We start from the raw sequence: 25,238 nt of genomic DNA, 5'->3' as shown, positions 1-25,238 counted from the left end.
TTCAGCCCAGGTCGAGGAAGACCGTCTCGCCCTCGCCCTGGAGGCGGATGTCGAACCGGTACACCCCGTCCCGCTCGGGGGCGGCGACCAGGGTCGCGCGCCGGTCGGCGGGCAGTGCGGTCAGCAGGGCGTCGCCGGTGTCGTCGAGGTAGACGCGGGTGTAGAGGTGGTGCAGCAGGCCCCGGGCGAACACGCAGACCGCGATGTAGGGCACCTCCCCCGGGCGGACCGTGTGCAGCGTCCAGTGTCCGGCGAGGTCGGTCGCCACGCGGGCGAAGCCGGTGAACGTCACCCCGTCGCGGCCGGCGAAGGAGCCGTCGACGTCGTCTCGGCGCATCGAGCCGGGCTTCCCGTCGAGGTTGCCGGCCTCGTCGGCCTGCCAGAACTCCAGCAGCGCGTCGGGGATCGGGTCGCCCGCGCCGTCGTAGACGTACCCGTGGACGGAGATCGCGCCCGGGTGGCCGGGCGGGACGAGGTCGCCGCCGCCGCCGAAGGGCAGGGCGTACCCGTAGAACGGGCCCACGGTCTGCGAGGGGGTGGGTCTCATCGGCCTTCCTCCATCCAGGTCGCGGCCGGGCCGTCGAGGACGATGTCCCATCTGTACCCCAGGCTCCACTCCGGCTCGGAGAGCCCGTGGTCGTAGGCGGCCACGAGGCGCTCGCGGGCCTTGTCGTCGGTCACCGACTGGAGGATCGGGTCGTACGGGAACAGCGGGTCGCCCGGGAAGTACATCTGGGTGACCAGCCGCTGCGCGAAGGCCGTGCCGAAGACCGAGAAGTGGATGTGGGCCGGCCGCCAGGCGTTGACGTGGTTCTTCCACGGGTAGGCGCCGGGCTTGATCGTGGTGAAGGCGTAGCGGCCGTCGGCGTCGGTCAGGCAGCGGCCGGTGCCGGTGAAGTTGGGGTCCAGCGGCGCGGGGTGCTGGTCGCGCTGGTGCGGGTAGCGGCCCGAGGCGTTGGCCTGCCAGACCTCCACGAGCTGGCCGCGTACCGGGCGGCCGTCGCGGTCGGTCACCCGGCCGGTCACGGTGATGCGCTCTCCGAGCGGCTCGCCGGGGTGCTGGCGGGTGAGGTCGGCGTCGAGCGGGGTGACGTCGCTCGCGCCGAAGACGGGCCCGCGCAGTTCGGCGTAGGCCTCGGGCGGGGCGACGAGCGGGCGGTGCGGGTGCCGGAGGCCGCTGGAGCGGTAGGGCGGATAGTCGCGCGCGGGGTGGTCGCCGCCGTCGGATTCGGCGGCGAGCGCGGCGATCTCCCGGGAGATCGTCTCCTGGGACAGCGGTTCAGGCATCGGGTGCTCCTTGGGCGAGGCGGCGCAGCGCGGTCAGCTCCGCCTCCGTGGGGGGTTCGGTGACGCGCAAATCGGCGGCGACCGCCAGGGGCCAGCCGGTGGCGGCGACGGCCTGGCCGGCGGTCGTGCCGGGATGCACGTCGGTGAGCGTGAGTTCGGCGGTCTCGGGGTCGGGCCGCATGATCCCGAGGTCGGTGATCACCGCGACCGGGCCGGCGCCGGGCAGGCCGAGCCGGGCCCGTGCCCCGGGCCCGTCGCCGTGCCCGACGGTGGTGACGAAGTCGAGCTTGCCGACCAGGTTCCGGGGCGAGTGGCGCAGCACGAGCAGCACCTTCCCGCAGCTGGCGGCGATCTCGGGCGCGCCGCCCGCGCCCGGCAGCCGCCCTTCGGGACGGCCCGGCCCCCGGTCGATGACGGTGGTGTTGACGTTGGCGTACCGGTCGACCTGGGCCGCGCCGAGGAAGCCGACGTCGATCCGCCCGGCCTGCAGCCAGTAGTTGAAGATCTCCGGCACCGACACGACCGCGTCGGCGGTGTCGGCGAGTTCGCCGTCGCCGATCGACAGCGGCAGCCGCGACGGCTTGGAGCCGAGGGTGCCCGACTCGTAGATGAGCACCAGGCCCGGTTCGATGGTCCGGCGGGCCAGGTTGGCGGCGGCGCTGGGCAGGCCGATGCCGACGAAGCAGGTCCGGGCCCCGGCCAGGGCGCGGGCGGCGTTCACGGTCATCAGCTCGTCGGGGGTCCAGGTCATCGGGCCGCCTCCAGCACGTTCTCGTCCATCCAGCGCAGGAAGGCGTCGCGGTCGCGGGAGACGGCGTCCCACTGCTGGTAGAAGCCGTTGTCGCGGACGGTGTAGCCGGCCGCGTAGGAGGGGTGGGCGCCGTTGGGGGCCACGGCCACCGCGTCGACCGTCCACGACGGCAGCACCACCGCGCCGGGGGTCGGCGTGAGGTCGTCCACGATCTCCTCGACGGTCACGAGCACCCGGGAGGCGGCCAGCGCGGCCTCCTTCTGGACGCCGACCAGCCCCCACAGCTGCACGTTCCCGTCGCGGTCGGCGCGCTGGGCGTGGATCACGGTGACGTCGGGGTTGATCGCGGCGACGGCCGCCAGTTCCTCGCCGGTGAAGGGGCACACCACGGTCGAGATCGTCGCCGACCGCGACGGCAGGTCGCTGCCCCGGTAGCCGCGCAGCACCGCGAAGGGCAGCCGGGAGGCCCCGGCGACGTAGCGGTTGGCCATGCCGGCGTGGCTGTGCTCGTCGAGTTCGAGGGGGCGCGGCCAGCCGTTCTCGACGGCGTCGCGGAAGCGGTGCAGCGAGCCGACGCCCGGGTTGCCGCCCCAGGAGAAGACCAGCTTGCGGGCCGCGCCCATGCCGATGAGCTGGTCGTAGATGACGTCGGGGGTCATCCGGACGAGGGTGAGATCGGTCACCCGCTGCCGGATCATCTCGTGCGCGGCGGCGAAGGGGATGAGGTGGGTGAACCCCTCCATCGCCACGGTGTCGCCGGAGTGCACGAGCCCGGCCACCGCGTCCCGCAGGCTACGGATCTCCGCCATGTTCTCCCTGTTCGGAGTGGACTTGTTCGCCTGATGAACTATTGTTCACATTTGACGTAGTTCAGGAGTCTGCTACCCCCTTTGGACGTGTGTCAATGACCGAGGCTGTCGTGGGTCCGCTGGAACGCGGGCTCGCCGTGCTGCGGGCGATGGCCGGCGGCGAGCCCTGCCGCCCGAGCGAGCTCACCCGCGCCACCGGGCTGGCCCGCTCGACCGTCGACCGGGTGCTGGCGACCCTGGTCGCGATGGGCCTGGCCCGTCCGGCCGGGCCCGATCGTTCGGTACGGCTGACGCCCCGCGTCCTGGCCGTCGGGAACACCTATCTGTCGGGCAGCGGGATCCCCGACGCGCTGGCCCCGGAGGCGGCCCGGCTCGCCGGGGACCTCGACGAGTCGGTGTCGCTGGCGGTGGCCGACGGCACGGCGGTCCGGTTCGTCACCCAGCTCCCCCGGCGGCGCAGCCGCTCGCTGACCTTCCGGGTGGGCGACCTGGTGCCGGCCGAACGCTGCGCGGCGGGCGCGCTGCTGGCCGCCGAATGGACCGAGGCGGGCTGGGCCCGCTGGCGGGCGGCCCGGCCGGAGACCGTGGTGCCCGCCGACCCGGACGCCGAGCCGCAGTTCCGCGACCGGGCCAAGGCCGCGCTCGCGGCGGGCTGGGCCCGCGACGACGAGCTCATCGAGCCGGGCCTGATCGCGGTCGCGGTGCCGGTGCGCTCGCGCGGCCGGGTGGCGTGCGCGGTCAGCGTGGTCTCCCACCGCAGCCGGCACACCGTCGAGTCGCTGGCGGCGCTGGCCCTCCCCCGGCTCGACACCGCCCGGATGGAGCACCTGCTGGCCGTCCAGGCGCCCGCGCCGCCCGCGCCGATCGACATCCCCGACGACACCCCGGTCCAGTCGCTGGCCCGGGGCCTGGCGGCGCTCACCGCGCTCGGCGGCACGCTCTCGGAGGTCGCCGAGGCCACCGGGCTGGCGCGGGCGACCGCCCGGCGGGCGCTGCTGACCCTGGTCGAGCTCGGCTACGCGGTGAAGGCGGGCAACCGGTTCGTCGCGCTGCCGAAGGTGCTGGAGCTGGGCTACGCCCGGTTGTCGTCGCTGACGCTGGGCGAGCTCGCCACGCCCCACCTGGCGGCGCTGGCCGAGGCGGTCGGCGAGTCGGCGTCGGTGGCGGTGCTCGACGGGACCGACATCCGGTACGTGGCGCGCGCTCCGGCGTACAAGATCATGAGTGTGGACATCACGGTCGGCACCCGGTTCCCGGCCTACGCCACGTCGATGGGCCGGGTGCTGCTGACCGGCGACGCCGACCTGGGCGAGCCGGTCGCGCTCACGCCGCACACCGTGACCGATCCGGCCCGGCTGCGGGCGCTGATCGAGAAGGCGCGCGCCGACGGCTACGCGATCGTCGAGGACGAGCTCGAAGAGGGGCTGCGGGCGCTGGCCGTGCCGATCCGCGACCGCGGCGGCCGGGTGGTCGCGGCGGTGAACGTCGCGATGACCGGCCAGGTCAGGCCCGGTCTGCTGGCGCATCTCCGGGCCACCGCGCACGCCGTCGAGACCGATCTGGCGCTGGTCGGCGAACGAACCCCGCCCCGGCCGGCCTGAACCGCCTCAAGCCGGGCATAGAGGGCGGCCATGAGGAGAGCGCTCGCGAGATTCCGGCTCGGGTCGACGGCCCGGCGCGTGTTCGGCTGGCAGGGGCTGCGGCCCGGTCAGAAGGAGGCCATGCGGCATCTGGTCGCCGGGCGCGACGTGCTGCTGGTGATGCCGACCGGGGGCGGCAAGTCGGCCGTCTACCAGGTGCCCGCCCTGCTGCTCGACGGCCCGACGATCGTGGTGTCGCCGCTGATCGCGTTGCAGCGCGACCAGGTGATGAGCCTGCTGAAGGCGGGCACCGGCGCGGTGGCGGTCAATTCGACGCAGTCGGTCGACAAGGGCCTCGACCAGGTCACCGCCGGGACCGCCGAGTTCGTGTTCCTGTCGCCGGAGCAGCTGGCCAAGCCCGAGGTGGTGGAGCGCCTGGCGGCGGCCCGGCCGTCGCTGATCGCGATCGACGAGGCCCACTGCGTGTCGTCGTGGGGGCACGACTTCCGGCCCGACTACCTGCGGCTCGGCCAGGTGATCGAGAAGCTGGGCCATCCGCCGGTGGTGGCGCTGACCGCGACGGCGGCCCCGAACGTGCGGGCCGAGATCGTGCGGTCGCTGGGGCTGCGCGACCCGGTGGAGATCGTGCGCGGCTTCGACCGGCCGAACCTGACCCTGTCGGCCCGCCGGTTCACCTCGGAGGACGACCGGCGCCGCGCCCTGGTCGACCACGTGCTGGACAGCGACGGCCTGACGCTGGTGTACGTGCCGACCCGGCGGGACGCCGAGGAGTACTGCGCGCTGCTGGCGGGCAAGCGGGCCGAGCCGTACCACGCGGGGCTGAAGACGGCCGACCGCAACCGCACCCACACCCGGTTCGCGGCCGGGGAGCTCGACGTGGTCGTGGCGACCTCCGCCTTCGGCATGGGCATCGACCGCCCCGACGTGCGCCGGGTGCTGCACGCGGGCCCGCCGGAGTCGCCCGACGCCTACTACCAGGAGATCGGCCGAGCCGGCCGCGACGGCCGCCCGGCCGAGGCGATCCTGTTCTACCGCCCCGAGGACCTGGGCCTGCGCCGGTTCCAGACCGGCGGCCGGGCCGACCCCGAGCTGCTGCTGCGCATCGCGGTGCTGGTGCGCGAGCACGGCGGGCTGGTCCCGGCCGGGGAACTGCGCGAGCTGCTCGGCGTCGGCACCACCCGGCTGACCGCGCTGGCCAACCTGCTGGAGCGCGCGGGCGCGCTGGTCCCCGGCGAGCTGCGCTGGACCCGCAAGCGCCTGACCGCCGAGCGGGCGGTGGAGAAGGCGGTCGAGCTCGACGAGGTGCGCCACCGCGTCGACGAGTCGCGCCTCGACATGATGCGCGGCTACGCCGAGACGACCGGCTGCCGCCGCCGGTTCCTGCTGGAGTACTTCGGCGAGCCGTACGGCCGTTCGTGCGGCACCTGCGACACCTGCCGGGGCGTGGTCCAGGAGGTGGGCGACGGCCCCTTCCCGCTCCAATCGAAGGTCGAGCACACCGCCTGGGGGGCCGGGACGGTGATGAGCGCCGACCCCGACCGGGTGACGGTGCTGTTCGACTCGGTCGGCTACAAGACCCTGGCGCTGGCCGCGGTCGACGGCCTGCTGAAGAAGATTTAGTGACCGAATTCCAGTTCGGCGAACTTCATTCCTAAACGATCATCGGTTAACCCGACCGTTAGCATTGGGATCGCCGAAGCAATCGCATCCGGTCCCGCACGAATACCGAGCGATTTCAGCCTGAGTCCTCCCGATGACCGCGACCGCCAGAGATGGAAGCCGTGGCCGATGAGGGCAGTCGAATGAGTGCGCATCACGCCGGTCGCCCCCGGATAACCTTAGCCTCAAGCCAAGGTCGCAGATTACCGTGACCCGGTCGTGCACACGCCGTTGTCGGCGGGACGATGCCTGGAGGTGGAGCCAGGCCCTTCAAGTTCCCATCGAATTGATCAAGGTGCTCTCTAAAACGGCCCGCCGACTTTGCGACGGGGCAGGATTCTACAAGCCTCTGAGGAAGTCGATGAATTCGGAGATGAAGTCTTCATAATCTTGCCTTAGTTCGTCAACATAAGCCTGGTTTATTTCGTTTCCCGTCAACACCCTCAGATGCTCGATAAGATCACGATCGGTGCTCCGTGACGTAAACCTGATGGAGGTGTCACTCACCTCCCACCGACGCGTCACGTCAAGACGCTCGGACTGATACAAAAGCGATCCCGCCGGAAATCGCAGACAAGGAGGGAAGTTGAAATGATATGCCGAACCGGCATGATACCAAGATATATAAACCGAGTCATCGAAGACTTCGACTCGGTTGATCATGGTATCTTCCATATAGCTGATCTCAATGGGGCAGATGAGACGGCAATCGAAGAGCCCGACCACGGATAGCTCGATCTCCCGCTGGAGCTTGCGGGCGAGTACATCAATCGGCAACCCTCGCTGATTCGGCCTGCCTCGGGTGTCAGAAGCCGCCCTCGTTATCGCCTTATCAAGTTTCGGATTGAGCATGCAGACCCTGACCTGCTGGGGGCATCTCATCGCCACCCTGATCCGGGCGGGGACATATCGAGCGCTAGGGCCCCGGTAGGCGAAAAAGCTAGAGCGAGAAAAACTATCCATTATGTCTCTATTGATACCGACGTCATAGCCCTGCGACATCGGATACTCCGCCATCGGCATATAGGTTACATTTTCATCCGCAAGCCGCCGCAAGAGCTTGTCAGACAGACCCCGGAATAGTTCCTCGACATTTTCATGCGCACTACGCTCCTGTATACGCGAACTAAGCGTGGCAAAAATAAGCGCGAAGACCGCCGAGGCGATGAGGTTCAGACCGATCGCCGACCATACGGCAGGGGCACTGATCTTGGGGTCGCCAATCACCATCACAAAGCCGACGGCAAGCGTTATCACATATCCGAGACCAAGCGCATAAGCAAGGAGCCTACGCCTGAGCGCCTGGTTCGACATCATCGCAGACAATTGCTGCCACCCACCGTCCGAACGCCTGGAATGCCCCACAGATATTTAGCTCCAGAACACCGCGATCAATCCGTCAACACAATTTTGTTACTCATTCGATACCTGGCGATCGACATGGCACGGGATCGATGAGCCGACAGGGTGGATCTCTCATAGATCATCACAGGAAGGCCATCGAGGTGACTCAGGGGTTTCTCTGGGTCGACCGAATAAGTGGGCGCCTTTATGACAGGAGGCGCCCAGGTCTCCGCGAGGGAACCAACCGCACCCACCGTCACAAGCATTGATCACTACACATGGAACCAGGCCGAAGCCCGTTTCCCGACCGCCCGGAACCGCTAAACCACCAAATTGGGTCAATACGGGCGCGCGGGCTATGTCGTAGAACCCGTCTGGTTCCACCGGTGTCAGTTTCTTATCGGCCGACCCCTGTCGCACATCAGACGGAGCATCAAGGTCGCACTATGGGCCATGTTGTCCGCTTCGCCATTTCTGGTCGTCGCTCGGATCTGCTACGCAGCCCATCTCCGGTCCACTGGTTGCTCTCTGCACCGGGCCCTACGAAAGGTGTGCGCGTACTCGCGTCTTCTCGTCCGACGCCATGGCAAGGACTCGACAGCCGAGACAGCTCCCCCTCGCATGCTGGCGTGATGACACACACCAAGGTCAGCTGAAGAAGATTTAGAGAACTGCTCTAATTTATACTCCGGCCATGAACGTGGTGGTGACCGGAGGAAACCGGGGAATCGGGTACGCCGTCTGCGCCGAACTGGCGCGGCGGGGGCATCGGGTGGTCGTCGTCGCGCGCGACGCCGCCCGGGGAGAGCAGGCGGTCCGCTCGCTGCCGGGCGAGGCCGGCCTGGTCGTCGGCGACCTGGCGACCGTCGCCGGCATGCACGGTGTGGCCGGGCGGCTGGCCGAGGTCTGCCCGCGCATCGACGTGCTGGTCCACAACGCGGGCCTGTGGCCGTCGCGGCTCACCCTCACGGCCGACGGCCTGGAGGAGTCGTTCGCGGTCAACCACCTGGCGCCGTACACGCTGAACCGGCTGCTCGAAGAGCGCGTCGGCCGGGTCGTGCAGGTCAGCGCGGGGCTCTACGTGAAGGGGAAGGCCGATCCCGGCCGCACCCCCTTCGGCCGGGACTTCCATCCCCTGCGCACCTACGCCGACACCAAGCTCTGCAACGTCGCCGTGCTGCCGCTGTTCGCCGAGCGCTGGCGCACGCGCGGCGTGACGATCGACGCCGTCCACCCCGGGGTGATCAACACCGGCCTGGGCGCGCGGGGCGGGCCGGTCGGGCTGCTGCTCAAGGCGGCCAAGCGGTTCTGGAAGACTCCCGAGCAGGGCGCGGCCCCCGTGGTGGCGCTGACCACGCGGTCCACCACCGGCCGCTACTACGACGAGCTGAAGGAGATCCCGATGACCGTCGACCGCGACCTCGGCCTGCGGTTGTGGGAGCAGGCGGAGACGTTGTCGGGGGTCGCGTGAGGCAGGCCCGCAGCGAGGCCACGATCCGCAGACTGCTCGGCACCGCCCTGGCGGCGTTCACCGACGGCGACTTCACCCTGCGCGCGGTGACCGCGCGCAGCGGCGTCAGCGTGGGCAGCCTCTACCACCACTTCGGCAGCTTCGACGGGCTGGCCGCCGCCCTCTACTCCGAGTGCATGGACGACCTGCTCACCCGCCTCATCGAGGCGGCCGAACAAGCGGAGGGCACCGAGGAGGGGGTGCGTGCGATCGTGCGCGCCTATCTGGCCTTCGCCCGCGACGCGGCCCCGAAGGCCCGGTTCATCCACGCCGCTCCCCTCGTCGAGCCGCACGCCGCCGCCGTCGCGGCCCGCAAGGCGCCCCTGATGGCCCGCCTGACCGCCTGGTTCGCGCCGCGCGTCGCGGCCGGGGAGATCGCCGACCTGCCCCCGGCGCTGATCGAGATGCTGCTCATCGGGCCACTGGCCGAGACCACGCGCCGGGTGCTGGCGGGCGCGCCGGGCCTCGACCTGGACGCCGCCGCCGACGCGCTGCCCGGCCCGATCTGGCGTTCCCTGCGCGCCCATTGACGGGATCTGTGACGCGGGTTACGTTCGCCCTAATTAAAAGGAAAGCTTCCTATTAGTTGGACGGGAACCACCTGTTCCCGGCGCGTCCCGCCGCATCCCCTTCCCCCCGGACGTGGAGTAGCTCGATGAGAAGAGTCCTGACCCTCTTACTGGCGATCGGTGCGCTGATCCTGCCGCTGATGTTCGCGCAGTCCGCGGCGTTCGGCGCGGTGAGCGTGCCCCTGCGGGCCAACGCGAACGGACCGGCCCTGACCGACGGCGGCGGCAACGCCTGGCTCGCCGACAAGGCGTACACCAGCGGCACCTGGGGCTACGAGACGTCCTACGGGGCCGGCTCCACCGGCAGCGCCATCGCCGGCACCACCGACGACGCGCTCTACCAGAACTACCAGCTGTTCAGCGGGTGGGGCGGCTACAAGTTCGACGTCGCCAACGGCACCTACCAGGTCACCCTGAAGATGGTCGAGGACTGGGCGAACGCCGCCGGGCAGCGCAGGTTCGACATCCGGATCGAGAACACCGTGGTCGCCTCGGCGTTCGACGTGTTCGCCTCCTGCGGCGCGCTGACCGCCTGCGACCGCACCTACACCGCGACCGTCTCCGACGGGCAGCTCAACGTGCAGTTCAACATGAACGGCGGCGCCAACTACGCCATCGTGTCGGCGGTCCAGGTCACCGGCGGCACCGGCGGGGGCGACACCACCGCGCCCTCGACCCCCGGCAACCTCCAGGTGACCGGCGTGACCAGCAGCAGCGTCTCGCTGAGCTGGGGCTCCTCGACCGACAACGTCGGCGTCACCGGCTACCTGATCTACCGGGGCGGCACCCTGGTCACCACCGTGACCGGCACCAGCTACACCGACACCGGGCGCTCGGCCAGCACGGCGTACACCTATCAGGTGCGCGCCCGCGACGCGGCCAACAATCAGTCGGGCCTGTCGAACAGCGTCACCGGCACCACCTCCGGGACCGGCGGCCCGGACACCACCGCGCCGAGCACGCCCGGCGGCCTGCAGGTGACCGGCGTGACCAGCAACTCCGTCTCGCTGAGCTGGAACGCCTCGACCGACAACGTCGGCGTCACCGGCTACCTGATCTACCGGGGCGGCAGCCTCGTCACCACCGTGACCGGCACCAGCTACACCGACACCGGGCGCTCCGCGAACACGGCGTACACCTACCAGGTGCGCGCCCGCGACGCGGCCAACAATCAGTCGGGCCTGTCGGGCAGCGTCACCGGCACCACCTCCCAGACGGGGACGGGCGGGAACAAGAAGCTGCTCGGCTACTTCGTCCAGTGGGGCGTCTACCAGCGCGCCTACCACGTGAAGAACATCGTCACGAGCGGCTCCGCGGCGAAGCTGACCCACATCAACTACGCCTTCGGCAACGTCCAGAACGGGCAGTGCACCATCGGCGACAGCTACGCCGACTACGAGAAGGCCTACACCGCGGCCGAGAGCGTCGACGGCGTGGCCGACACGTGGGACCAGCCGCTGCGCGGCAGCTTCAACCAGCTGCGCAAGCTCAAGCAGCAGTACCCGAACATCAAGGTGCTGTTCTCCTTCGGCGGCTGGACCTGGTCGGGCGGCTTCGGCCAGGCCGCGCAGAACCCGACCGCCTTCGCCAACTCCTGCTACAACCTCGTCGAGGACCCGCGCTGGGCGGACGTCTTCGACGGCATCGACATCGACTGGGAGTACCCGAACGCCTGCGGCCTGTCCTGTGACGCCTCCGGCTTCGCGTCCTTCAAGAACCTGATGCAGGCCCTGCGTAACCGCTTCGGCCAGAACTACCTGGTCACCGCGGCCATCACCGCCGACGGCACCAGCGGCGGCAAGATCGACGCGGCCGACTACGGCGGCGCGGCGCAGTACCTCGACTGGTACAACGTCATGACCTACGACTACTTCGGCGCCTTCGCGGCGCAGGGCCCGACCGCCCCGCACTCGCCGCTGCACAGCTACAGCGGGATCCCGACGGCCGGCTTCTACAGCGACAACGCGATCCAGAAGCTCAAGTCGAAGGGCGTGCCGGCGTCCAAGCTGCTGCTCGGCATCGGCTTCTACGGCCGGGGCTGGACCGGCGTCACCCAGGCCACCCCGGGCGGCAGCGCCACCGGCGCCGCGCCGGGCACCTACGAGGCCGGCAACGAGGACTACAAGGTCCTGAAGAACACCTGCCCGCCCACCGGCACCATCGCGGGCACCGCCTACGCCAAGTGCGGCAGCAACTGGTGGAGTTACGACACCCCGTCCACGATCACCGGGAAGATGACCTATTCGAAGGACCAGAACCTCGGCGGTTCGTTCTTCTGGGAGCTCAGCGGTGACACGAGCAACGGCGAACTCATCACGGCCATGAAAAACGGCCTCGCCTAAACGCTGAATAGGAACCCCGGGCGATTCCGCCCGGGGTTCCTTGTCTGATTATTGGTTGAAATATCTATTACGATCATCAGCCTCGGGACCCCCTCACCGGAGGAGAACCAATGCGCGCGGTGGTCGTCAGGAACTACGGGGGCCCGGAGGCCCTGCTGACCGTGGAGGCGCCGGCCCCCGAGCCGGGGCCCGGCCAGGTCCGCATCCGGGTCGAGGCGGCGGCGGTCAACCCCGTCGACCTGTTCATCCGCGGCGGCGGCCTGGTCCTGCACGGCGCCCCGGCCCGCGAGCAGACCGGCATGGGCTGCGACGTCGCCGGGATCGTGGAGGCCCTCGGCCCCGACGTCACCGGCGTCGCGGTCGGCGACCGCGTCATGGCCGCCTCGACCTGGGGCGGTTTCGGCCGCGACTTCGGCCCGTACGCCGACCAGGCGGTCATCGGCGTCGACGAACTCGCCCCCGTGCCCGCCGAGTGGCCCGCCGAGCGGGCCGCCGGCCTCCCGCTGCCGGGCCTGACCGCGTGGCAGTGCCTCGACATCCTCGATCTGCCGGAGGGCTCGACCCTGCTGGTCACCGGCGCGGCCGGGAGCGTCGGCGGCATGCTGGTGCAGCTGGCCGCGCTGCGCGGCCTCACGGTCGTCGCGCTGGCGCGGGCCGCCGACGAGGAGGTCCTGCGGGCGTTCGGCGCGCAGTACGTCGTCGACGACGTCGCGAAGGTGCGCGAGCTGCTGCCCGAGGGCGTCGACGGGGCCGTCGACCCGGCGAAGCTGGTGCAGGCCGCCCACGACGCCGTGCGCGACGGCGGCGGGTTCGTGTCCGTGGTCATCGACGGCGTGCCCGGCGAGGGGCGCGGCATCACGTCGCAGGTCATGTGGGCCCACTCGGCCCGCGACCAGCTGGAGGCGCTCACCGGGCTGGTGGACGCGGGCAAGGTGACGGTCCGGGTGGCCGCGACCTATCCGCTCACCGAGGCGGCCGCCGCGCACATCCGGATGGCCGAGGGCGGACTGCGGGGACGGGTCGTTCTCCTGCCGTAACCCTGACAATCTGGAATGCTGCCGGTCATATGCGCCTTAGAGTCACGCCTTTCGGCGAACCGCTGACCGGCCATTCCGCCCCCGTCGCCGGGGTGGCCCTGCATCCCGGCGGCGAACTGATCGCCACCTCCGACGACACGGGCCTGATCCGCTACTCCACGGGCGTGGAGATGAGCGGGTCCCCGTACACGATGACCCTCGCCTTCCACCCCGACGGCCACCTGCTCGCCTCCGGGGGCGACGACGGCGTGGTCCGCCTGTGGGACCTGTCCGGGGTGCCGGCCGGGGAGCTGAAGGGTCACGACGACCTCGTGACCGCCGTCGGCTTCCACCCCGACGGCCACCTGCTGGCCAGCGCGGGCTGGGACCACACGGTCCGCCTCTGGGACCCGGTGACCCGGATGCCGGTCGGCGACCCGCTGACCGGGCACACCGGCCGGGTCGTCGAGCTGGCCTTCCACCCCGCCGGGCACCTGCTCGCCACCGCCGCCAAGGACGGCACGGTCCGCCTGTGGGACGCCGGCACCGGCCAGCCGGTCGGCGACCCCGTCCCCGGCGAGGGCGTCGCCTTCCTCGCGGGGCGGCTGGTGATCGTCGGCGCCGACCGCCTCGCCCGCGTCGGCGACGAGGTGATCACGCCCGAGCCGGTGTCCGGCCTGGCCGCCCGCGGCGCTGTGCTGGCCGCCGTGAACTGGGACGACTCCATTTCCCTGTACGACCTGGGCGCCGCCCCCCTCGCCCGGGTGACCGGCCATACGGGGGCGGTCCAGGCGGTGGCCCTCGGCCGCTCGCTCCTGGTCGCCGTCGACGACCGGGGCGAGGTCCGGCGCTGGCGGATCGAGGGCCTGCCCGACGATGAGCCGGCCGACCGGGTGGCCCGGCTGCGCCGCTCGCTGGTGACCCTCCAGCACACCCACGCGGTGGCCCGGCGGGTCCGCGACGACCTGCACCGCCGCCTCGAAGAGCGCGACGACCTGGTGCGCCGCCTGAGCGCCCGCGTCGACGAGCTGGAGACCCGGATGACCTCGGCGGTCGTCGCCCGCCGGCTGACCGGCCACGACGCGCCCGTCCACGGGGTGGCCTTCCACCCGCGCGGGCACCTGCTGGCCACCGCCGACCGGGCGGTCCGGCTCTGGGACCCGGTGACCCGCGACCCGATCGGCGACCCGCTGCCGGGCGGCCCGGTGGTGGCCTTCCACCCGGGCGGCCACCTGCTGGCGGCCTCCTGCGCCGACCACACCGTACGGCTCTGGGACCCCGACACCCGGCGCTCCTTCGGCGAGCCCCTGATCGGGCACATCGGCCCGGTGACCTCGGTCGCCTTCCATCCGTCGGGCGACGTCATCGCGACCGCGGGCGCCGACGGCACGGTCCGGGAGTGGGACACCGTGATGGGCCGCCAGCTGAGCCAGCAGCCGGGTGACAGCGTCGTCTTCGCCGGCGACGACCTGGTGGTCGGGGCCTCGGCGGCGTGCGGCCACCTGGTGGCGACCGCCCTGCCGGGGGGCGCGGTCAGGCTGGAGAACCGGCGCACCGGCGCCTCCCGAGAGCTGACCGGCCACACCGCCGGCGTGCGGGCCGTCGCCTTCGACGCCGCGGGCGAGCTGCTGGCGACGGGGGGCGACGACCGTACCGTCAGGATCTGGGACACCGCGAGCGGCGCGGAGCTGGCCTGCCGCACCGGCCACACCTCGGCCGTCAACGGGGCCGCCTTCCATCCCGACGGCCACCTGCTGGCCACCACCTCGGACGACTGCACCACCCGGCTGTGGCCGACCAGGCTCGGCGGGCACGCCGGTCCGGCAGAATGGGCCGGAGCCTAGGGAGAAGGAAGATCGTGATCCAGTCGATCAACCAGCGGATCGCCGAGGAACTCGGCGTACGTGAGCGGCAGGTCGCCGCGGCCGTCGATCTGCTCGACGGCGGCGCGACGGTGCCGTTCATCGCCCGCTACCGCAAGGAAGCCACCGAAACGCTCGACGACGCGCAGCTGCGCGCGCTGGAGGAGCGGCTGCGCTACCTGCGGGAGATGGAGGAGCGCCGCGCCGCGATCCTGGAGTCGATCCGGTCGCAGGGCAAGCTCGACGACGCGCTCGAGGCGCAGATCATGGCGGCCGACTCGAAGGCCCGGCTGGAGGACATCTACCTCCCCTACAAGCCGAAGCGCCGCACCAAGGCCCAGATCGCCCGCGAGGCCGGCCTCGAACCGCTGGCCGACAAGCTGCTCGGCGACCCGACGCTCGACCCCGCGACGGTCGCCGCCGGGTTCGTCGGCGAGAACGTGGCCGACGCCGCGGCGGCGCTCGAAGGCGCCCGCGCGATCCTGATCGAGCGTTTCGGCGAGGACGCCGACCTGATCGGCACCCTGCGCGAGTCGATGTGGAGCCGGGGCCGGCTGATGTCGGCCGTCCGCGAGGGCAAGGAGGAGGCCGGGGCCAAGTTCTCCGACTATTTCGACTTCGCCGAGCCGTTCGCGAAGCTGCCCTCCCACCGGATCCTGGCGATGTTCCGGGGCGAGAAGGAGGAGGTGCTCTCCCTCACGCTGGAGCCCGAGGAGCCGCAGGAGGGCCCGACGACGTTCGAGGTGCGCATCGCCACCCGGTTCGGGATCTCCGACCAGGGGCGTCCGGGCGACAAGTGGCTCTCCGACACCGTGCGGTGGGCCTGGCGCACCCGCATCCTCGTCCATCTGGGCATCGACCTGCGGATGCGCCTGTGGCAGGCGGCCGAGGACGAGGCCGTGCGGGTGTTCGCGGCCAACCTGCGCGACCTGCTGCTGGCCGCCCCGGCCGGCACCCGCGTGACGATGGGCCTCGACCCGGGCCTGCGTACCGGCGTGAAGGTGGCCGTGGTCGACGCGACCGGCAAGGTCGTCGACACCGCCACCATCTACCCCCACGAGCCGAAGCGGCAGTGGGACCAGTCGATGGCGGTCCTCGGGGCACTGTGCCAGAAGCACGGCGTCGAGCTGATCGCGATCGGCAACGGCACCGCCTCGCGCGAGACCGACAAGCTGGCCGGCGAACTGGTCGCGCTGATGCCCGGCGTGACGAAGATCATGGTCTCCGAGGCGGGCGCGTCGGTCTACTCGGCGTCGGCGTTCGCCTCGCAGGAGCTCCCGGGCCTCGACGTGTCGCTGCGCGGCGCGGTCTCGATCGCCCGCCGCCTGCAAGACCCGCTGGCCGAGCTGGTCAAGATCGACCCCAAGTCGATCGGCGTCGGGCAGTACCAGCACGACCTGGCCGAGCAGAAGCTCTCCCGCTCGCTCGACGCGGTGGTCGAAGACTGCGTGAACGCCGTCGGCGTCGACGTCAACACCGCGTCGGCCCCGCTGCTGACCCGGGTGTCGGGCATCGGCTCGACGCTGGCCGACAACATCGTGCAGCACCGCGACGCCAACGGCCCGTTCCGGTCGCGGTCGTCGCTCAAGCAGGTGCCGCGCCTGGGCCCGAAGGCGTTCGAGCAGTGCGCGGGCTTCCTGCGCATCCCCGGCGGCGACGACCCGCTCGACGCCTCCAGCGTGCACCCCGAGTCCTATCCGGTGGTCCGCAAGATCCTCACCGCGACCGGCGGCGACCTGCGCACCCTGATCGGCAACACCGCCGCGCTGCGGTCGCTGAAGCCGGCCGACTTCGTCGACGGCACGTTCGGCCTGCCGACCGTGACCGACATCCTCGGCGAACTCGAGAAGCCCGGCCGCGACCCGCGCCCGGCCTTCAAGACGGCCGCCTTCCGCGAGGGCGTGGAGAAGATCTCCGACCTGCAGAAGGGCATGATCCTCGAAGGCGTGGTCACCAACGTGGCGGCGTTCGGCGCGTTCGTCGACGTCGGCGTGCACCAGGACGGCCTGGTCCACGTGTCGGCCATGTCGAACACCTTCGTCAAAGACCCGCGCGACGTCGTCAAGCCCGGCGACATCGTGAAGGTGAAGGTGCTGGAGGTCGACATCCCCCGCAAGCGCATCTCGCTGACGCTGCGCCTGCAGGACGAACCGGCCCGCCAGCAGGCCCCCCGCCAGGAACGCGGCGAACGCGGCGAACGCCAGCCCCGCCAGGACCGCCAGCCCCGCCAGCAGGACCGCCGCCAGTCGCCCCCGCCCGCGGGCGGCGCGATGGCCGAGGCACTGCGCCGCGCGGGCCTGACCGACGAGGGCGGCCGCAAGAAACGCTGACCCCCCGCTGAGGCCGGGCCGCTCGGCCATTCCGAGCCGGCCCGGCCGGGCTTTACGGCCGGGCTTTACGGCTGGGCTTTCCGACCGGGCTTTCGGGCCGGGCTTTCCGACCAGGCTGCTCGGGATCGGCGATCTGGGCCGAGGTGATCCACCCGGCCTCGGGGGTCAGGTGCCGAACAGGCCGTAGGAGCCGTGGACCGTATTCGACCGTTTCGTCATTCGGGGATAGCCGGGCGCCTCGAAGATGATCTTCGTGTAGATCTCGTCGCCGATGTCGAGCAGCGGCCCGTCGTCCTCGTCGAGGTACTTCGCGCAGAACAGGGTCAGGTCGGAGAGGATGAAGAGCCCGCCGCCGTTCTTGTCCGACACCGCGCTGAGCGACGCCTTCGGCCCCTTGTACATGCGGTTGTCGTAGGCGGGGTCCTCACCCCAGATCTCCACCCGCGCCGTCGCGCCGTTGTCGACCAGGTACTGCGCCTGGGCGTGCGTCATCCCGACCTTGCCGACGGTGAGCACCCGGCAGTCGTTGCCGTGCTTGCCGAGCTCGGTGATCGTGAGGCGGGCGGTCAGCTTGCCGGCCTCGTCGGCCGCCTGCGCGGGCGCGGCCAGCGCCAGCGCCGCGAGGGCGGTCACACCGACGGCGATCTTCTTGTACGCGGACATCGCGCATCCTCCTGCTGAATGGGCAGCCGTGAACGCCACCGTCGGAGGATCACCTTGCGAGGCACTTGAAGCCCGGCCGAACCGACCCGCGAAAACCGTCGTGACCAGCGAAAACACCCAAGACCACTCCGACGACGGGCCACTCCGTCAGGAGGTGAGCCAGGCACGGGCCTGACGGAAGTGGGCGTCACGGATACCCCGGCTCGAACCGACGTGCAGCAGCCGGAACCGGCCGACGTTCGGATGGGCCTCCAGCCAGAGCCGGTCGGCCCGGCCGAGGTCGTCGTCGAACCACACGAAGGGGCGGCGGCCGACGTAGTCGGCGACGGCCGGGATCTTCCAGCAGCACCCGGGCCCCTCGGCGCCCCGTCCCTTGTCGACCTCGATGACCGGCAACTTCGGCAGCCCGAGGATCGGGCCGATGCTCACGTTGGCGTCGTGCTGCCAGGTGGTCGCCCACACCAGTTCGGCGCCGGTCTCGTGGGCGAGCGCCAGCAGGCGCGGGCCGTGGGCCGGGTTCAGCCACAGCAGGTAGGGCTGCCCGGCCGACGTGCACGTGTGCGGCCCCCACTCCGGGCCCGGCCGCCGGAACGGGTTCAGCACCCCGTCGACGTCGAGCAGGATCAGGGGCCGGGCGGGCGTCAGGCGGCGCGCTCCGCCGTGGTGATCTCGGCGAGGACGTCGAGGGAGATGCCCAGGGCGCCGGCGAGGGCGGCGATGGTGAAGAAGGCCGGCGTGGGGACCCGGCCGGTCTCGATCTTGCGGAGGGTCTCGGGGCTGATGCCGGCGGCGGCGGCGACGTCGGTCATGCTGCGGTCGCCGCGGGCCTGGCGGAGGAGGGCGCCCAGGCGGTTGCCGCGTTCGTGGTCGAGTTCGGTGAGCGGTGGTCGGACCATGCACGCGATCATAGCAACACGTGATAACAATACCGGTATAAGTATTGGATCCACGGGAGTACACCATGGTTGAGATCAAGACCGCCGCCGAACTGGACGCCATGCGCGAGGTCGGCCTCGTGGTGGGCAGGGCGCTGCGGGCCGCGCGGGAGGCGATCAGGCCCGGCGTGCGGCTCGTCGAGCTCGACGAGATCGCCGCGACCGTCATCAGGGAGAGCGGCGCCAAGCCCGCCTTCCTGCACTACCAGCCCCGCTTCGCGCCGACCCCCTTCCCCGCCGTGATCTGCGCCTCGGTGAACGACGTGATCGTGCACGGCATCCCCGACCGCTACCGGATCGGCGAGGGCGACGTCGTCAGCATCGACTGTGGCGCCTACCTGAACGGCTGGGCGGCCGACTCGGCGTTCACGGTCATCGTCGGGCCCGCCGACCCGGCCGACGAGCGGCTCGTCGCCACCGCGGAGAAGGCCCTGGAGGCGGCCATCGCCGCCGCCGTCCCGGGGAACCGGCTCGGCGACATCGGCGCGGCGATCGGCGCCGTCGGCCGGGCCGCCGGTTACGGCATCCCGCGCGACTTCGGCGGCCACGGCATCGGCCGGCACATGCACGAGGACCCGCACGTCGCCAACGAGGGCCGTCCCGGCCGGGGGCTGGTGCTGAAGGCGGGCATGACGCTGGCCCTGGAGCCGATGTTCATGGCCGGCGGCAAGGACCGCTACCTGACGGCCGAGGACGGCTGGGCCCTGCACACGGTCGACGGCAGCCGGGCCGTCCACGTCGAGCACTCCGTCGCGATCACCGACGACGGCCCGCGGGTGCTGACCCTCGTCTAGACCCGTCCGTTCCGGCCACCGCTCCGAATGAGATGTCATGGAGAGCATGCCGTACACGACGATCCATCCCGCCCGGGGCGCGACGCGACTGGTCACGCTGGTGCTGCACGGCGGCCGGGAGGTCGGGCCGGGCCCGACGAACGCCTGGCAGCTCGCCGTCCTGCGCATGCTGCCGTTCGCCTGGGCGATCCGGAACGCCGGGGCGCGCCGCGGCGTCGCCGTCTGGCGGGTGCGTTACCGGGTGCGCGGCTGGAACGGCCCGGCCGCCTCCCCCGTCGCCGACGTCGAACGGGTGCTGGAGCAGGTGCGGCTCGCGCACGGGATCGACGTCCCGGTGGTCATGGTCGGCCACTCGATGGGCGGCCGCACGGCGCTGCGCGCCGCCGGGCACCCGAACGTGCGGGGCGTCGCGGCGCTGGCGCCGTGGTTGCCCAAGGGCGAACCGGTGGAGCAGCTCCGGGACCGGCGGCTGCTGCTGGCCCACGGAACCGACGACCGCATGACCTCTCCCCGCGCCACCCACTACTACGCCGGCCGGGCCCGCGAGGTGACCCGCGCCGTCGAGGTGGTGGACGTGCCCGGGGAGAACCACGCGATGCTGCGCAACCCCCGCTACTGGCACGACCTGGCGGCCGGCTTCGTGCTCTCGTTCCTGCCGGGGTGACGCAGCAGCGCGACCGCGATCAGCCCGTAGGCGAGCACGGCCAGCGCCCAGTAGGCGCCGTCGGGGCGGGTGCCGAAGTACTCGTCGGCCTGACTGCCCGCGGTCGCGTCGGCGGGCAGCCCGATCATCGCCAGGGTCGACGGCAGTTCGTCGACGAGCTCCGCCAGATGGAACGACCCCAGCAGCCCGCAGCCGACCCCGACCACGCGGGCCGGGGTCCGGGAGGCGGCCAGCAGGGCCGCCGCCACCAGGAGCAGCATGACGCCGACGAGGAAGACGTCCACCGGATAGAGCAGGCCCCGATGGCCGCTGCCGGGGAACAGGGTGCCGGCCATGCCGACGGGCATGGCCGGGACCGATCCGCTCCCCTCGCCGTGGGCCAGCACCACGATCGGCACCACGGCGGCGACCAGCGCGACCAGAGACCAGGGACGAAGCACGCCGAAGATCGTAGCGGCTCAGGTCAGGCCGTTGAACGCGGCGACCAGGGTCGGCAGCACGGCCGCCGCGAGCCCCGCCGCCACCAGGTTGAAGCGCGCGCCGACGTTGAGCGCGGCCAGGATGAACAGGACGAACGCGATCAGGTAGCAGATCAGCTCGAACAGGGCCATGTCAGACTCCTCCGGACGGAACCTCTCGGGTCGACCGGTACTGCCCCCGCATCGGCCAGTTGATCACCGCCGGACCGACCTTTTTCGGTGACGCGGGTCACGTCACCGAGGATGTCCTACCCGTGCCCGTTTCCCGGCGAGCCCGAGCTTCGAGAACCGGCGCACGTGTCCTGATCAGCGCAGTCGGGCCGCTTCCAGCGCGGGATCGGCCGACATTAAGCGCGTTGCGCGGCCGACAGAACTTCGCCATTCTGGCGAAATGTTCTCATTACGTCCCCTCGCAGGAGCGATCCTGACATCCGCTCTCCTGACCGGATATGTCGTCTCGCCCGCCGCCGCCTCCGTCCAGGAGACCGCCACGGTCTCCCAGGCCGCGGCGCGACCGGGCAACGGCAAGGTCATCTACAACCGCATCAGCGGCGGAGAAGGCATCCTGAAGATCAAGAACGGCACCGCCAAGGACGGGGTCGTCACCCTGGTCCGGGGCAAGTCCAAAGCCTTCAGCCTGTACGTCCGGGCGAAGTCGACCGCGAGCTTCAAGCAGGTCGACGACGGCAACTACGTCGTCTACTTCACCACCGGCTACCGTTTCAGCACCTCGAAGCGGAGGTTCACCAAGAGCGCCTCCTACCAGCGCTTCACCGGCCGCCTGAAGTTCACCACGACCGCGACCTCGTCGACCGTCTGGACGCTCACCCTCAACCCCGTCAAGGGCGGCAACGCCCGCACGACCGGCGTCAACCCGAAGGACTTCCCGGCGTGACCCGGAGCTGAGAAGCCGTGAACCGGCCTGGCGGACAACGCGGAACCCCCTCCGCGGCCAGGCCAGACGCATGACCGGCCGGACACAACCCGATCCGCGAGTCGGTGTTGTGTCGTCCATGACGATTGAGGCCGATATCGCCGGGTAGCGCACGGGGACCAGCACATCAGTCGCGCTGTCGAGACCGTCCGATCGACGTTCCGTCGTAGGAGGACTCGTGAACACCTCGGTTTCCCCCCGCACCCACTTACCGCTGCGCCGCGCCGCGCTCATCACCGGCGTGGTCTTCCTGCTGGTGGGCCTGCTCGGCTTCGTGCCGGGCATCACCACGAACTACGACACGATGGAGTTCGCCGGGCACCACTCCGAAGCGCTGCTCCTCGGCGTCTTCCAGGTGTCGATCTTGCACAACATCGTGCATCTGCTCTTCGGCGTGGCCGGCATCGCCGCCTACCGCTCCTGGACCGCCTCCCGGGTCTTCCTCATCGGCGGCGGCGTCGTCTACCTGCTCCTGCTGGTGTACGGCCTCCTCGTCGGGCACGAGAGCGACGCCAACTTCGTCCCTCTCAACACCGCCGACAACTGGCTGCACCTGGCCTTGGGCCTGGGCATGATCGCCCTCGGCGTCGTCCTCTCCCGTCCCGGCGAAGGCTCGCGCCGCCGCGACTAGGGCGCCCTCGATGAATCCACCGACGAGGCAGGAGCCCTCATGAGTGACCACACCACGCCCAGCACCGTCGACCGCGCCAAAGAGGCCACCGCGGACACCACGCGGACCGCGAAGGAGCAGGCCCGCCAGGTCGGCGACGAGATCAGGACCCAGGCGGGCCAGGCCGCGCACCAGTTGCGCGGCCGGGTCCGCGACGAGGCCGATTCCCAGACCCGCCGGGCCGCGCAGAACCTGCGGCAGTGGGCCGACGACCTGTCCGGCATGACCGAGAGCGGCAAGCCCGACAGCCCCGTCCACGGAATGCTCCAGCAGGTCGCCGGCACCGGCCACCGGGCCGCCGACTACCTGCAGCACCGCGGCCTGACCGGCGCGACGGGCGACCTGCAGGACTTCGCCCGCCGCCGCCCCGGCCTCTTCCTCGCCGGCGCCCTGGCGGCCGGCTTCCTGATCGGCCGCGTCGCGAAGGCGGGCACCGAGAACTCGACGGGCTGGGGGCCCACCGGCTCAGGACCGACCGGAACCGCACCCGTCGCACCCGGCCCGGCCACGACCTACCCGACCGACTACACGACGCCCGCCCCCCGCCAGTCCTATCCGACCGATTACGGCACGCCCGCTCCCACGCGGCCCGGCGAGGACCCGCGATGAGCGGTCCCGCCCGTCCGGAGCCCACGCTCGGCGAGCTCGTGGGGCAGTTGGGCGGCGACCTGTCGACCCTGTTCCGGCAGGAGGTCGAGCTGGCCAAGACGGAGATCCGGGCCGAGGCCGCCAAGGCGGGCAAGGCGGCGGGCCTGTTCGGCGGCGCGGGACTGGCCGGATGGATGGCCGCGATCTTCCTGAGCCTGGCGGTCGTGTGGGCGCTCGACGCCGTGCTCGACGCCGGGTGGGCCGCCTTCATCGTCGCCGTCCTGTGGGGCGGCGCGGCCGCCGGAATGTACGCCCGAGCACGCCGCCAGGCGCGGGAGATCAATCCCGTGCCGGAGAAGACCGTACAGACCCTGAAGGAGGACGCCCAGTGGATGCGCGACCGGACGAGCTGAAACGCGACATCGAGCGGACCCGCGCCGAGATCGCCCAGGACGTCGACCGGATCGGCGAGCACACGAGCCCCCGCCAGATCATGCGCCGGCGCACCGAAGGCATCCGGACCACCACCCGAACCATCAAGGAGCGCGTCATGGGCACCACCGGACACGCAGCCGGCACCATGAAGGACACGATCGCGAACACACCACATCAGGCGATGCGCGGAACCAGGGGCAACCCGCTGGCCGCCGGGCTGGTCGCCTTCGGCGTCGGCGCGCTGGCCGCCGCGCTGATCCCCGAGAGCCGCGCGGAGAAACGCGCCGCCGCCCAGGTCGGCGAGTACGTGCAGCCGGTCGTCGACCAGGTGAAAGACAGCGCCCAGACGCTCGGCCAGGAGGCCAGGGAGACGGCCCAGCAGGCCGCCGAGAAGGTCCGGCAGACGGCCGGTGAGGCGGCCCACACCACGGCGGAGCAGGCCAGGGACCACCTCTGAGCCGGAGCCGCTCCCGCCGGCCCGGAGGTTTCACGGTCGCGCCCTCGGGGGCAGACTGCACGTGATCTTGTAACGGAGAGGCGGGAGCGGCCGTGGTGAGCCTGAGGTTGCCCGGGATCGTCCTGGGGGTGGGGCTCGGCGGGTTCGTCGACGGCATCCTGCTGCACCAGGTCCTGCAGTGGCACCACATGCTGAGCAGCACCGACACCGACAACATCGGGGTGCGGTACTACTCGCCCCTCACCGTCCCGGGGCTGGAGATGAACACCCTGTGGGACGGGCTGTTCCACACCGTGTGCTGGCTGGCGGTGCTGACGGGCCTCGCCCTCCTGTACGGCCGGGTCGCCCACGGCCGCCGCAGGGTCTGGACCTCCCGGGTGCTGTGGGGCTGGATGCTCGTCGGGTGGGGGCTGTTCAACCTGGTCGAGGGCGTGATCGACCACCACGTCCTGGGCATCCACCACGTCCACGGCGGCCCCTACCAGGTGTGGTGGGACCTCGCTTTCCTGCTGCTCGGCGCGGCCCTGGTGGCCGGCGGCTACCTGCTGCAGCGCGGCGGCCGGGCGCTCGCCCCCGAGACCGCCTGATGCACGACCACCCGATCGGCGCCTGGCCGATCCCCCTCCTGGCCGCGGCGGCCTACCTGCTCCTGCTGACGCGGGCCCGGGGACGTACCGGAGCGCGCCCGGCCGACCGGGGCCGGGCCGTCTCGTTCGTGCTCGGCTGCCTCCTCCTGGTGGTCGCGCTGCTGCCCGCGGTGGCCTCGGCGGCCCACCACGACCTGCGCGGCCACATGCTCCAGCACCTTCTCATCGGCATGTACGCCCCCATCGCGCTCGTCCTGGGCGCACCCGTCACGGTGCTGCTGCGGGCGCTGCCCGCCGCCGCGGCCCGGCGGGTGACCGGCGCGCTGCGCACCCCGTTCGTGCGCGTCGCCGCCCACCCGGTCACGGCCCTGGTGCTGAGCACCGGAGGCATGGCGGCGCTCTACCTCACCCCGCTGTACTCACTCATCGGCGCCCATCCGGTGGTGCACGTCCACTTCCTGCTGTCGGGCCTGCTGTTCGCCTGGGCTGTGGCCGGTCCCGATCCGGCTCCCGCGCGGCCGGGGGTGCGGGCCCGGCTGGTGGTGCTGGGCGTCGCCATCGCCGCCCACGCCGTCGTCTCGCAGCTCATGTACGGCGGCTACCTCGTCCATTTGGACGCGCCGATCGCCCAGCTGCGCGGCGCGGGCGAGATCATGTACTACGGCGGCGACCTCGCCGAACTCCTCCTGGCCCTGGCCCTGGTCACCACCTGGCGCCCGGCACGACCGCGGTCCCGTTCCGTCTCGTGGGGATATGTGAGGTCGAAGTTCGGCCGAGGGATCGATCGGGACCGGCTACGTCCAGGAGGCGCACGAGCGCTTCGAGGCGATGCGGAGCGCGAGTACCGCCTGGAGACCGAAGGGCCGCACCCGGTGCCGAGCCTGCGCGTGGACCGGCCCGGCTGACGCGGGCCAAAGAAAATCACCTGGCGGTTGGGGCTGTTCCCGGGCCT

27 protein-coding genes are annotated in these 25,238 nt (G+C 71.2%); 17 read left to right on the top strand and 10 right to left on the bottom strand.

The genetic code is table 11. The annotated features are described in order from the left end of the window. Position 1: 1 nt before the first annotated feature. Genes pcaG through AW274_RS19940 form a run of 4 tightly spaced genes read right to left on the bottom strand, consistent with a single transcriptional unit; the run spans position 2 to position 2,847 of the window. On the bottom strand, positions 2 to 547 hold the full coding sequence (pcaG, locus tag AW274_RS19955; protein ID WP_198169292.1) for a protocatechuate 3,4-dioxygenase subunit alpha: 546 nt from the start codon (positions 545 to 547) through the stop codon (positions 2 to 4). Further along, positions 544 to 1,287 (bottom strand): protocatechuate 3,4-dioxygenase subunit beta, encoded by a 744-nt coding sequence (pcaH, locus tag AW274_RS19950; RefSeq protein WP_062434390.1) that lies wholly within the window; start codon positions 1,285 to 1,287, stop codon positions 544 to 546. The genes pcaG and pcaH overlap by 4 nt, the downstream gene beginning before the upstream one ends. Continuing rightward, on the bottom strand, positions 1,280 to 2,038 hold the full coding sequence (locus AW274_RS19945; protein WP_062434389.1) for a CoA-transferase subunit beta: 759 nt from the start codon (positions 2,036 to 2,038) through the stop codon (positions 1,280 to 1,282). The genes pcaH and AW274_RS19945 overlap by 8 nt, the downstream gene beginning before the upstream one ends. After that, positions 2,035 to 2,847, bottom strand: a complete 813-nt coding sequence (locus AW274_RS19940; protein ID WP_062434388.1) for a CoA transferase subunit A — start codon at positions 2,845 to 2,847, stop codon at positions 2,035 to 2,037. Before AW274_RS19940 ends, AW274_RS19945 begins: the two co-directional genes overlap by 4 nt. Before the next feature lie 95 nt (positions 2,848 to 2,942). Between AW274_RS19940 and AW274_RS19935 the strand changes: the two genes are divergently transcribed. Beyond that, positions 2,943 to 4,448, top strand: coding sequence for an IclR family transcriptional regulator domain-containing protein (locus AW274_RS19935; protein ID WP_062434387.1), 1,506 nt, complete (start codon positions 2,943 to 2,945; stop codon positions 4,446 to 4,448). A gap of 30 nt (positions 4,449 to 4,478) precedes the next feature. Then, the gene (locus AW274_RS19930) at positions 4,479 to 6,068 is read left to right on the top strand and encodes a RecQ family ATP-dependent DNA helicase (protein ID WP_062434386.1); all 1,590 of its coding nucleotides are present in this window, start codon (positions 4,479 to 4,481) and stop codon (positions 6,066 to 6,068) included. Positions 6,069 to 6,446: 378 nt separating this feature from the next. Here AW274_RS19930 and AW274_RS19925 read toward each other — a convergent pair whose 3' ends face one another. After that, positions 6,447 to 7,433, bottom strand: a complete 987-nt coding sequence (locus AW274_RS19925; RefSeq protein ID WP_232320193.1) for a hypothetical protein — start codon at positions 7,431 to 7,433, stop codon at positions 6,447 to 6,449. 712 nt (positions 7,434 to 8,145) lie between these two features. Here AW274_RS19925 and AW274_RS19920 point away from each other — a divergent pair. The 6 genes from AW274_RS19920 to AW274_RS19895 all read left to right on the top strand — a co-directional run bounded on the left by AW274_RS19920 (position 8,146) and on the right by AW274_RS19895 (position 17,080). Next, positions 8,146 to 8,922, top strand: a complete 777-nt coding sequence (locus tag AW274_RS19920) for an SDR family NAD(P)-dependent oxidoreductase (protein WP_062434380.1) — start codon at positions 8,146 to 8,148, stop codon at positions 8,920 to 8,922. Beyond that, positions 8,919 to 9,491: a TetR/AcrR family transcriptional regulator gene (locus tag AW274_RS19915; protein ID WP_062434377.1), complete on the top strand. Its 573-nt coding sequence runs from the start codon at positions 8,919 to 8,921 to the stop codon at positions 9,489 to 9,491. Before AW274_RS19920 ends, AW274_RS19915 begins: the two co-directional genes overlap by 4 nt. Positions 9,492 to 9,616: 125 nt before the next feature. Beyond that, positions 9,617 to 11,872 carry a glycosyl hydrolase family 18 protein gene (locus AW274_RS39325; RefSeq protein ID WP_083974501.1) on the top strand — a complete coding sequence of 752 codons (2,256 nt, stop codon included), beginning with the start codon at positions 9,617 to 9,619 and terminating at the stop codon, positions 11,870 to 11,872. 110 nt (positions 11,873 to 11,982) lie between these two features. Beyond that, a complete protein-coding gene (locus AW274_RS19905) occupies positions 11,983 to 12,909 on the top strand; it encodes an NADP-dependent oxidoreductase (RefSeq protein ID WP_062434375.1) in 927 nt (308 codons plus the stop codon). A 29-nt stretch (positions 12,910 to 12,938) separates the two neighbouring features. Further along, positions 12,939 to 14,732, top strand: coding sequence for a WD40 domain-containing protein (locus AW274_RS19900; RefSeq protein ID WP_062434374.1), 1,794 nt, complete (start codon positions 12,939 to 12,941; stop codon positions 14,730 to 14,732). Beyond that, entirely contained in the window at positions 14,717 to 17,080 is a 2,364-nt protein-coding gene (locus tag AW274_RS19895; protein ID WP_062434371.1) for a Tex family protein, read from the top strand. The genes AW274_RS19900 and AW274_RS19895 overlap by 16 nt, the downstream gene beginning before the upstream one ends. A 165-nt stretch (positions 17,081 to 17,245) precedes the next feature. Here AW274_RS19895 and AW274_RS19890 read toward each other — a convergent pair whose 3' ends face one another. The 3 genes from AW274_RS19890 to AW274_RS19880 form a co-directional block, all read right to left on the bottom strand. Next, positions 17,246 to 17,743: a hypothetical protein gene (locus AW274_RS19890; RefSeq protein ID WP_062434367.1), complete on the bottom strand. Its 498-nt coding sequence runs from the start codon at positions 17,741 to 17,743 to the stop codon at positions 17,246 to 17,248. Positions 17,744 to 17,890: 147 nt separating this feature from the next. After that, positions 17,891 to 18,364 (bottom strand): HAD domain-containing protein, encoded by a 474-nt coding sequence (locus tag AW274_RS19885; protein WP_269750596.1) that lies wholly within the window; start codon positions 18,362 to 18,364, stop codon positions 17,891 to 17,893. A 20-nt stretch (positions 18,365 to 18,384) separates the two neighbouring features. Next, positions 18,385 to 18,639, bottom strand: a complete 255-nt coding sequence (locus tag AW274_RS19880) for a helix-turn-helix domain-containing protein (RefSeq protein WP_062434744.1) — start codon at positions 18,637 to 18,639, stop codon at positions 18,385 to 18,387. A gap of 65 nt (positions 18,640 to 18,704) precedes the next feature. Between AW274_RS19880 and map the strand changes: the two genes are divergently transcribed. Together map and AW274_RS19870 are read left to right on the top strand one after the other, a co-directional pair. After that, positions 18,705 to 19,472 carry a type I methionyl aminopeptidase gene (gene map, locus AW274_RS19875; protein ID WP_062434361.1) on the top strand — a complete coding sequence of 256 codons (768 nt, stop codon included), beginning with the start codon at positions 18,705 to 18,707 and terminating at the stop codon, positions 19,470 to 19,472. A gap of 37 nt (positions 19,473 to 19,509) precedes the next feature. Continuing rightward, positions 19,510 to 20,136 carry an alpha/beta hydrolase gene (locus AW274_RS19870; RefSeq protein ID WP_232320191.1) on the top strand — a complete coding sequence of 209 codons (627 nt, stop codon included), beginning with the start codon at positions 19,510 to 19,512 and terminating at the stop codon, positions 20,134 to 20,136. On the opposite strand, the gene AW274_RS19865 is transcribed toward AW274_RS19870, so the two are convergent. Further along, a complete protein-coding gene (locus tag AW274_RS19865) occupies positions 20,085 to 20,576 on the bottom strand; it encodes a hypothetical protein (protein WP_062434358.1) in 492 nt (163 codons plus the stop codon). The two genes, AW274_RS19870 and AW274_RS19865, sit on opposite strands and share 52 nt — an antisense overlap. An 18-nt stretch (positions 20,577 to 20,594) precedes the next feature. After that, positions 20,595 to 20,747, bottom strand: a complete 153-nt coding sequence (locus AW274_RS40425) for a hypothetical protein (RefSeq protein WP_157520469.1) — start codon at positions 20,745 to 20,747, stop codon at positions 20,595 to 20,597. Positions 20,748 to 21,006: 259 nt separating this feature from the next. Between AW274_RS40425 and AW274_RS19860 the strand changes: the two genes are divergently transcribed. From AW274_RS19860 to AW274_RS19830, 7 genes are all read left to right on the top strand, one after another. Continuing rightward, entirely contained in the window at positions 21,007 to 21,510 is a 504-nt protein-coding gene (locus AW274_RS19860) for a hypothetical protein (RefSeq protein ID WP_062434354.1), read from the top strand. 217 nt (positions 21,511 to 21,727) lie between these two features. Continuing rightward, positions 21,728 to 22,180 (top strand): DUF4383 domain-containing protein, encoded by a 453-nt coding sequence (locus tag AW274_RS19855; protein WP_062434350.1) that lies wholly within the window; start codon positions 21,728 to 21,730, stop codon positions 22,178 to 22,180. A gap of 39 nt (positions 22,181 to 22,219) precedes the next feature. Continuing rightward, a complete protein-coding gene (locus tag AW274_RS19850) occupies positions 22,220 to 22,828 on the top strand; it encodes a hypothetical protein (RefSeq protein WP_062434347.1) in 609 nt (202 codons plus the stop codon). Next, the gene (locus AW274_RS19845; protein ID WP_062434344.1) at positions 22,825 to 23,220 is read left to right on the top strand and encodes a phage holin family protein; all 396 of its coding nucleotides are present in this window, start codon (positions 22,825 to 22,827) and stop codon (positions 23,218 to 23,220) included. Before AW274_RS19850 ends, AW274_RS19845 begins: the two co-directional genes overlap by 4 nt. Next, a complete protein-coding gene (locus tag AW274_RS19840; RefSeq protein WP_062434341.1) occupies positions 23,196 to 23,699 on the top strand; it encodes a DUF3618 domain-containing protein in 504 nt (167 codons plus the stop codon). The genes AW274_RS19845 and AW274_RS19840 overlap by 25 nt, the downstream gene beginning before the upstream one ends. A 95-nt stretch (positions 23,700 to 23,794) precedes the next feature. Further along, on the top strand, positions 23,795 to 24,286 hold the full coding sequence (locus AW274_RS19835; protein ID WP_232320190.1) for a DUF2243 domain-containing protein: 492 nt from the start codon (positions 23,795 to 23,797) through the stop codon (positions 24,284 to 24,286). Continuing rightward, a complete protein-coding gene (locus tag AW274_RS19830; protein WP_063813455.1) occupies positions 24,286 to 25,191 on the top strand; it encodes a cytochrome c oxidase assembly protein in 906 nt (301 codons plus the stop codon). Before AW274_RS19835 ends, AW274_RS19830 begins: the two co-directional genes overlap by 1 nt. The last annotated feature ends 47 nt before the right edge of the window (positions 25,192 to 25,238 follow it).

This window comes from Herbidospora daliensis (assembly GCF_001570585.1).
Classification (GTDB): domain Bacteria; phylum Actinomycetota; class Actinomycetes; order Streptosporangiales; family Streptosporangiaceae; genus Herbidospora; species Herbidospora daliensis.
Note: the sequence above shows the minus strand (reverse complement) of the source record. Positions and strands in the feature narration are given on the sequence as shown.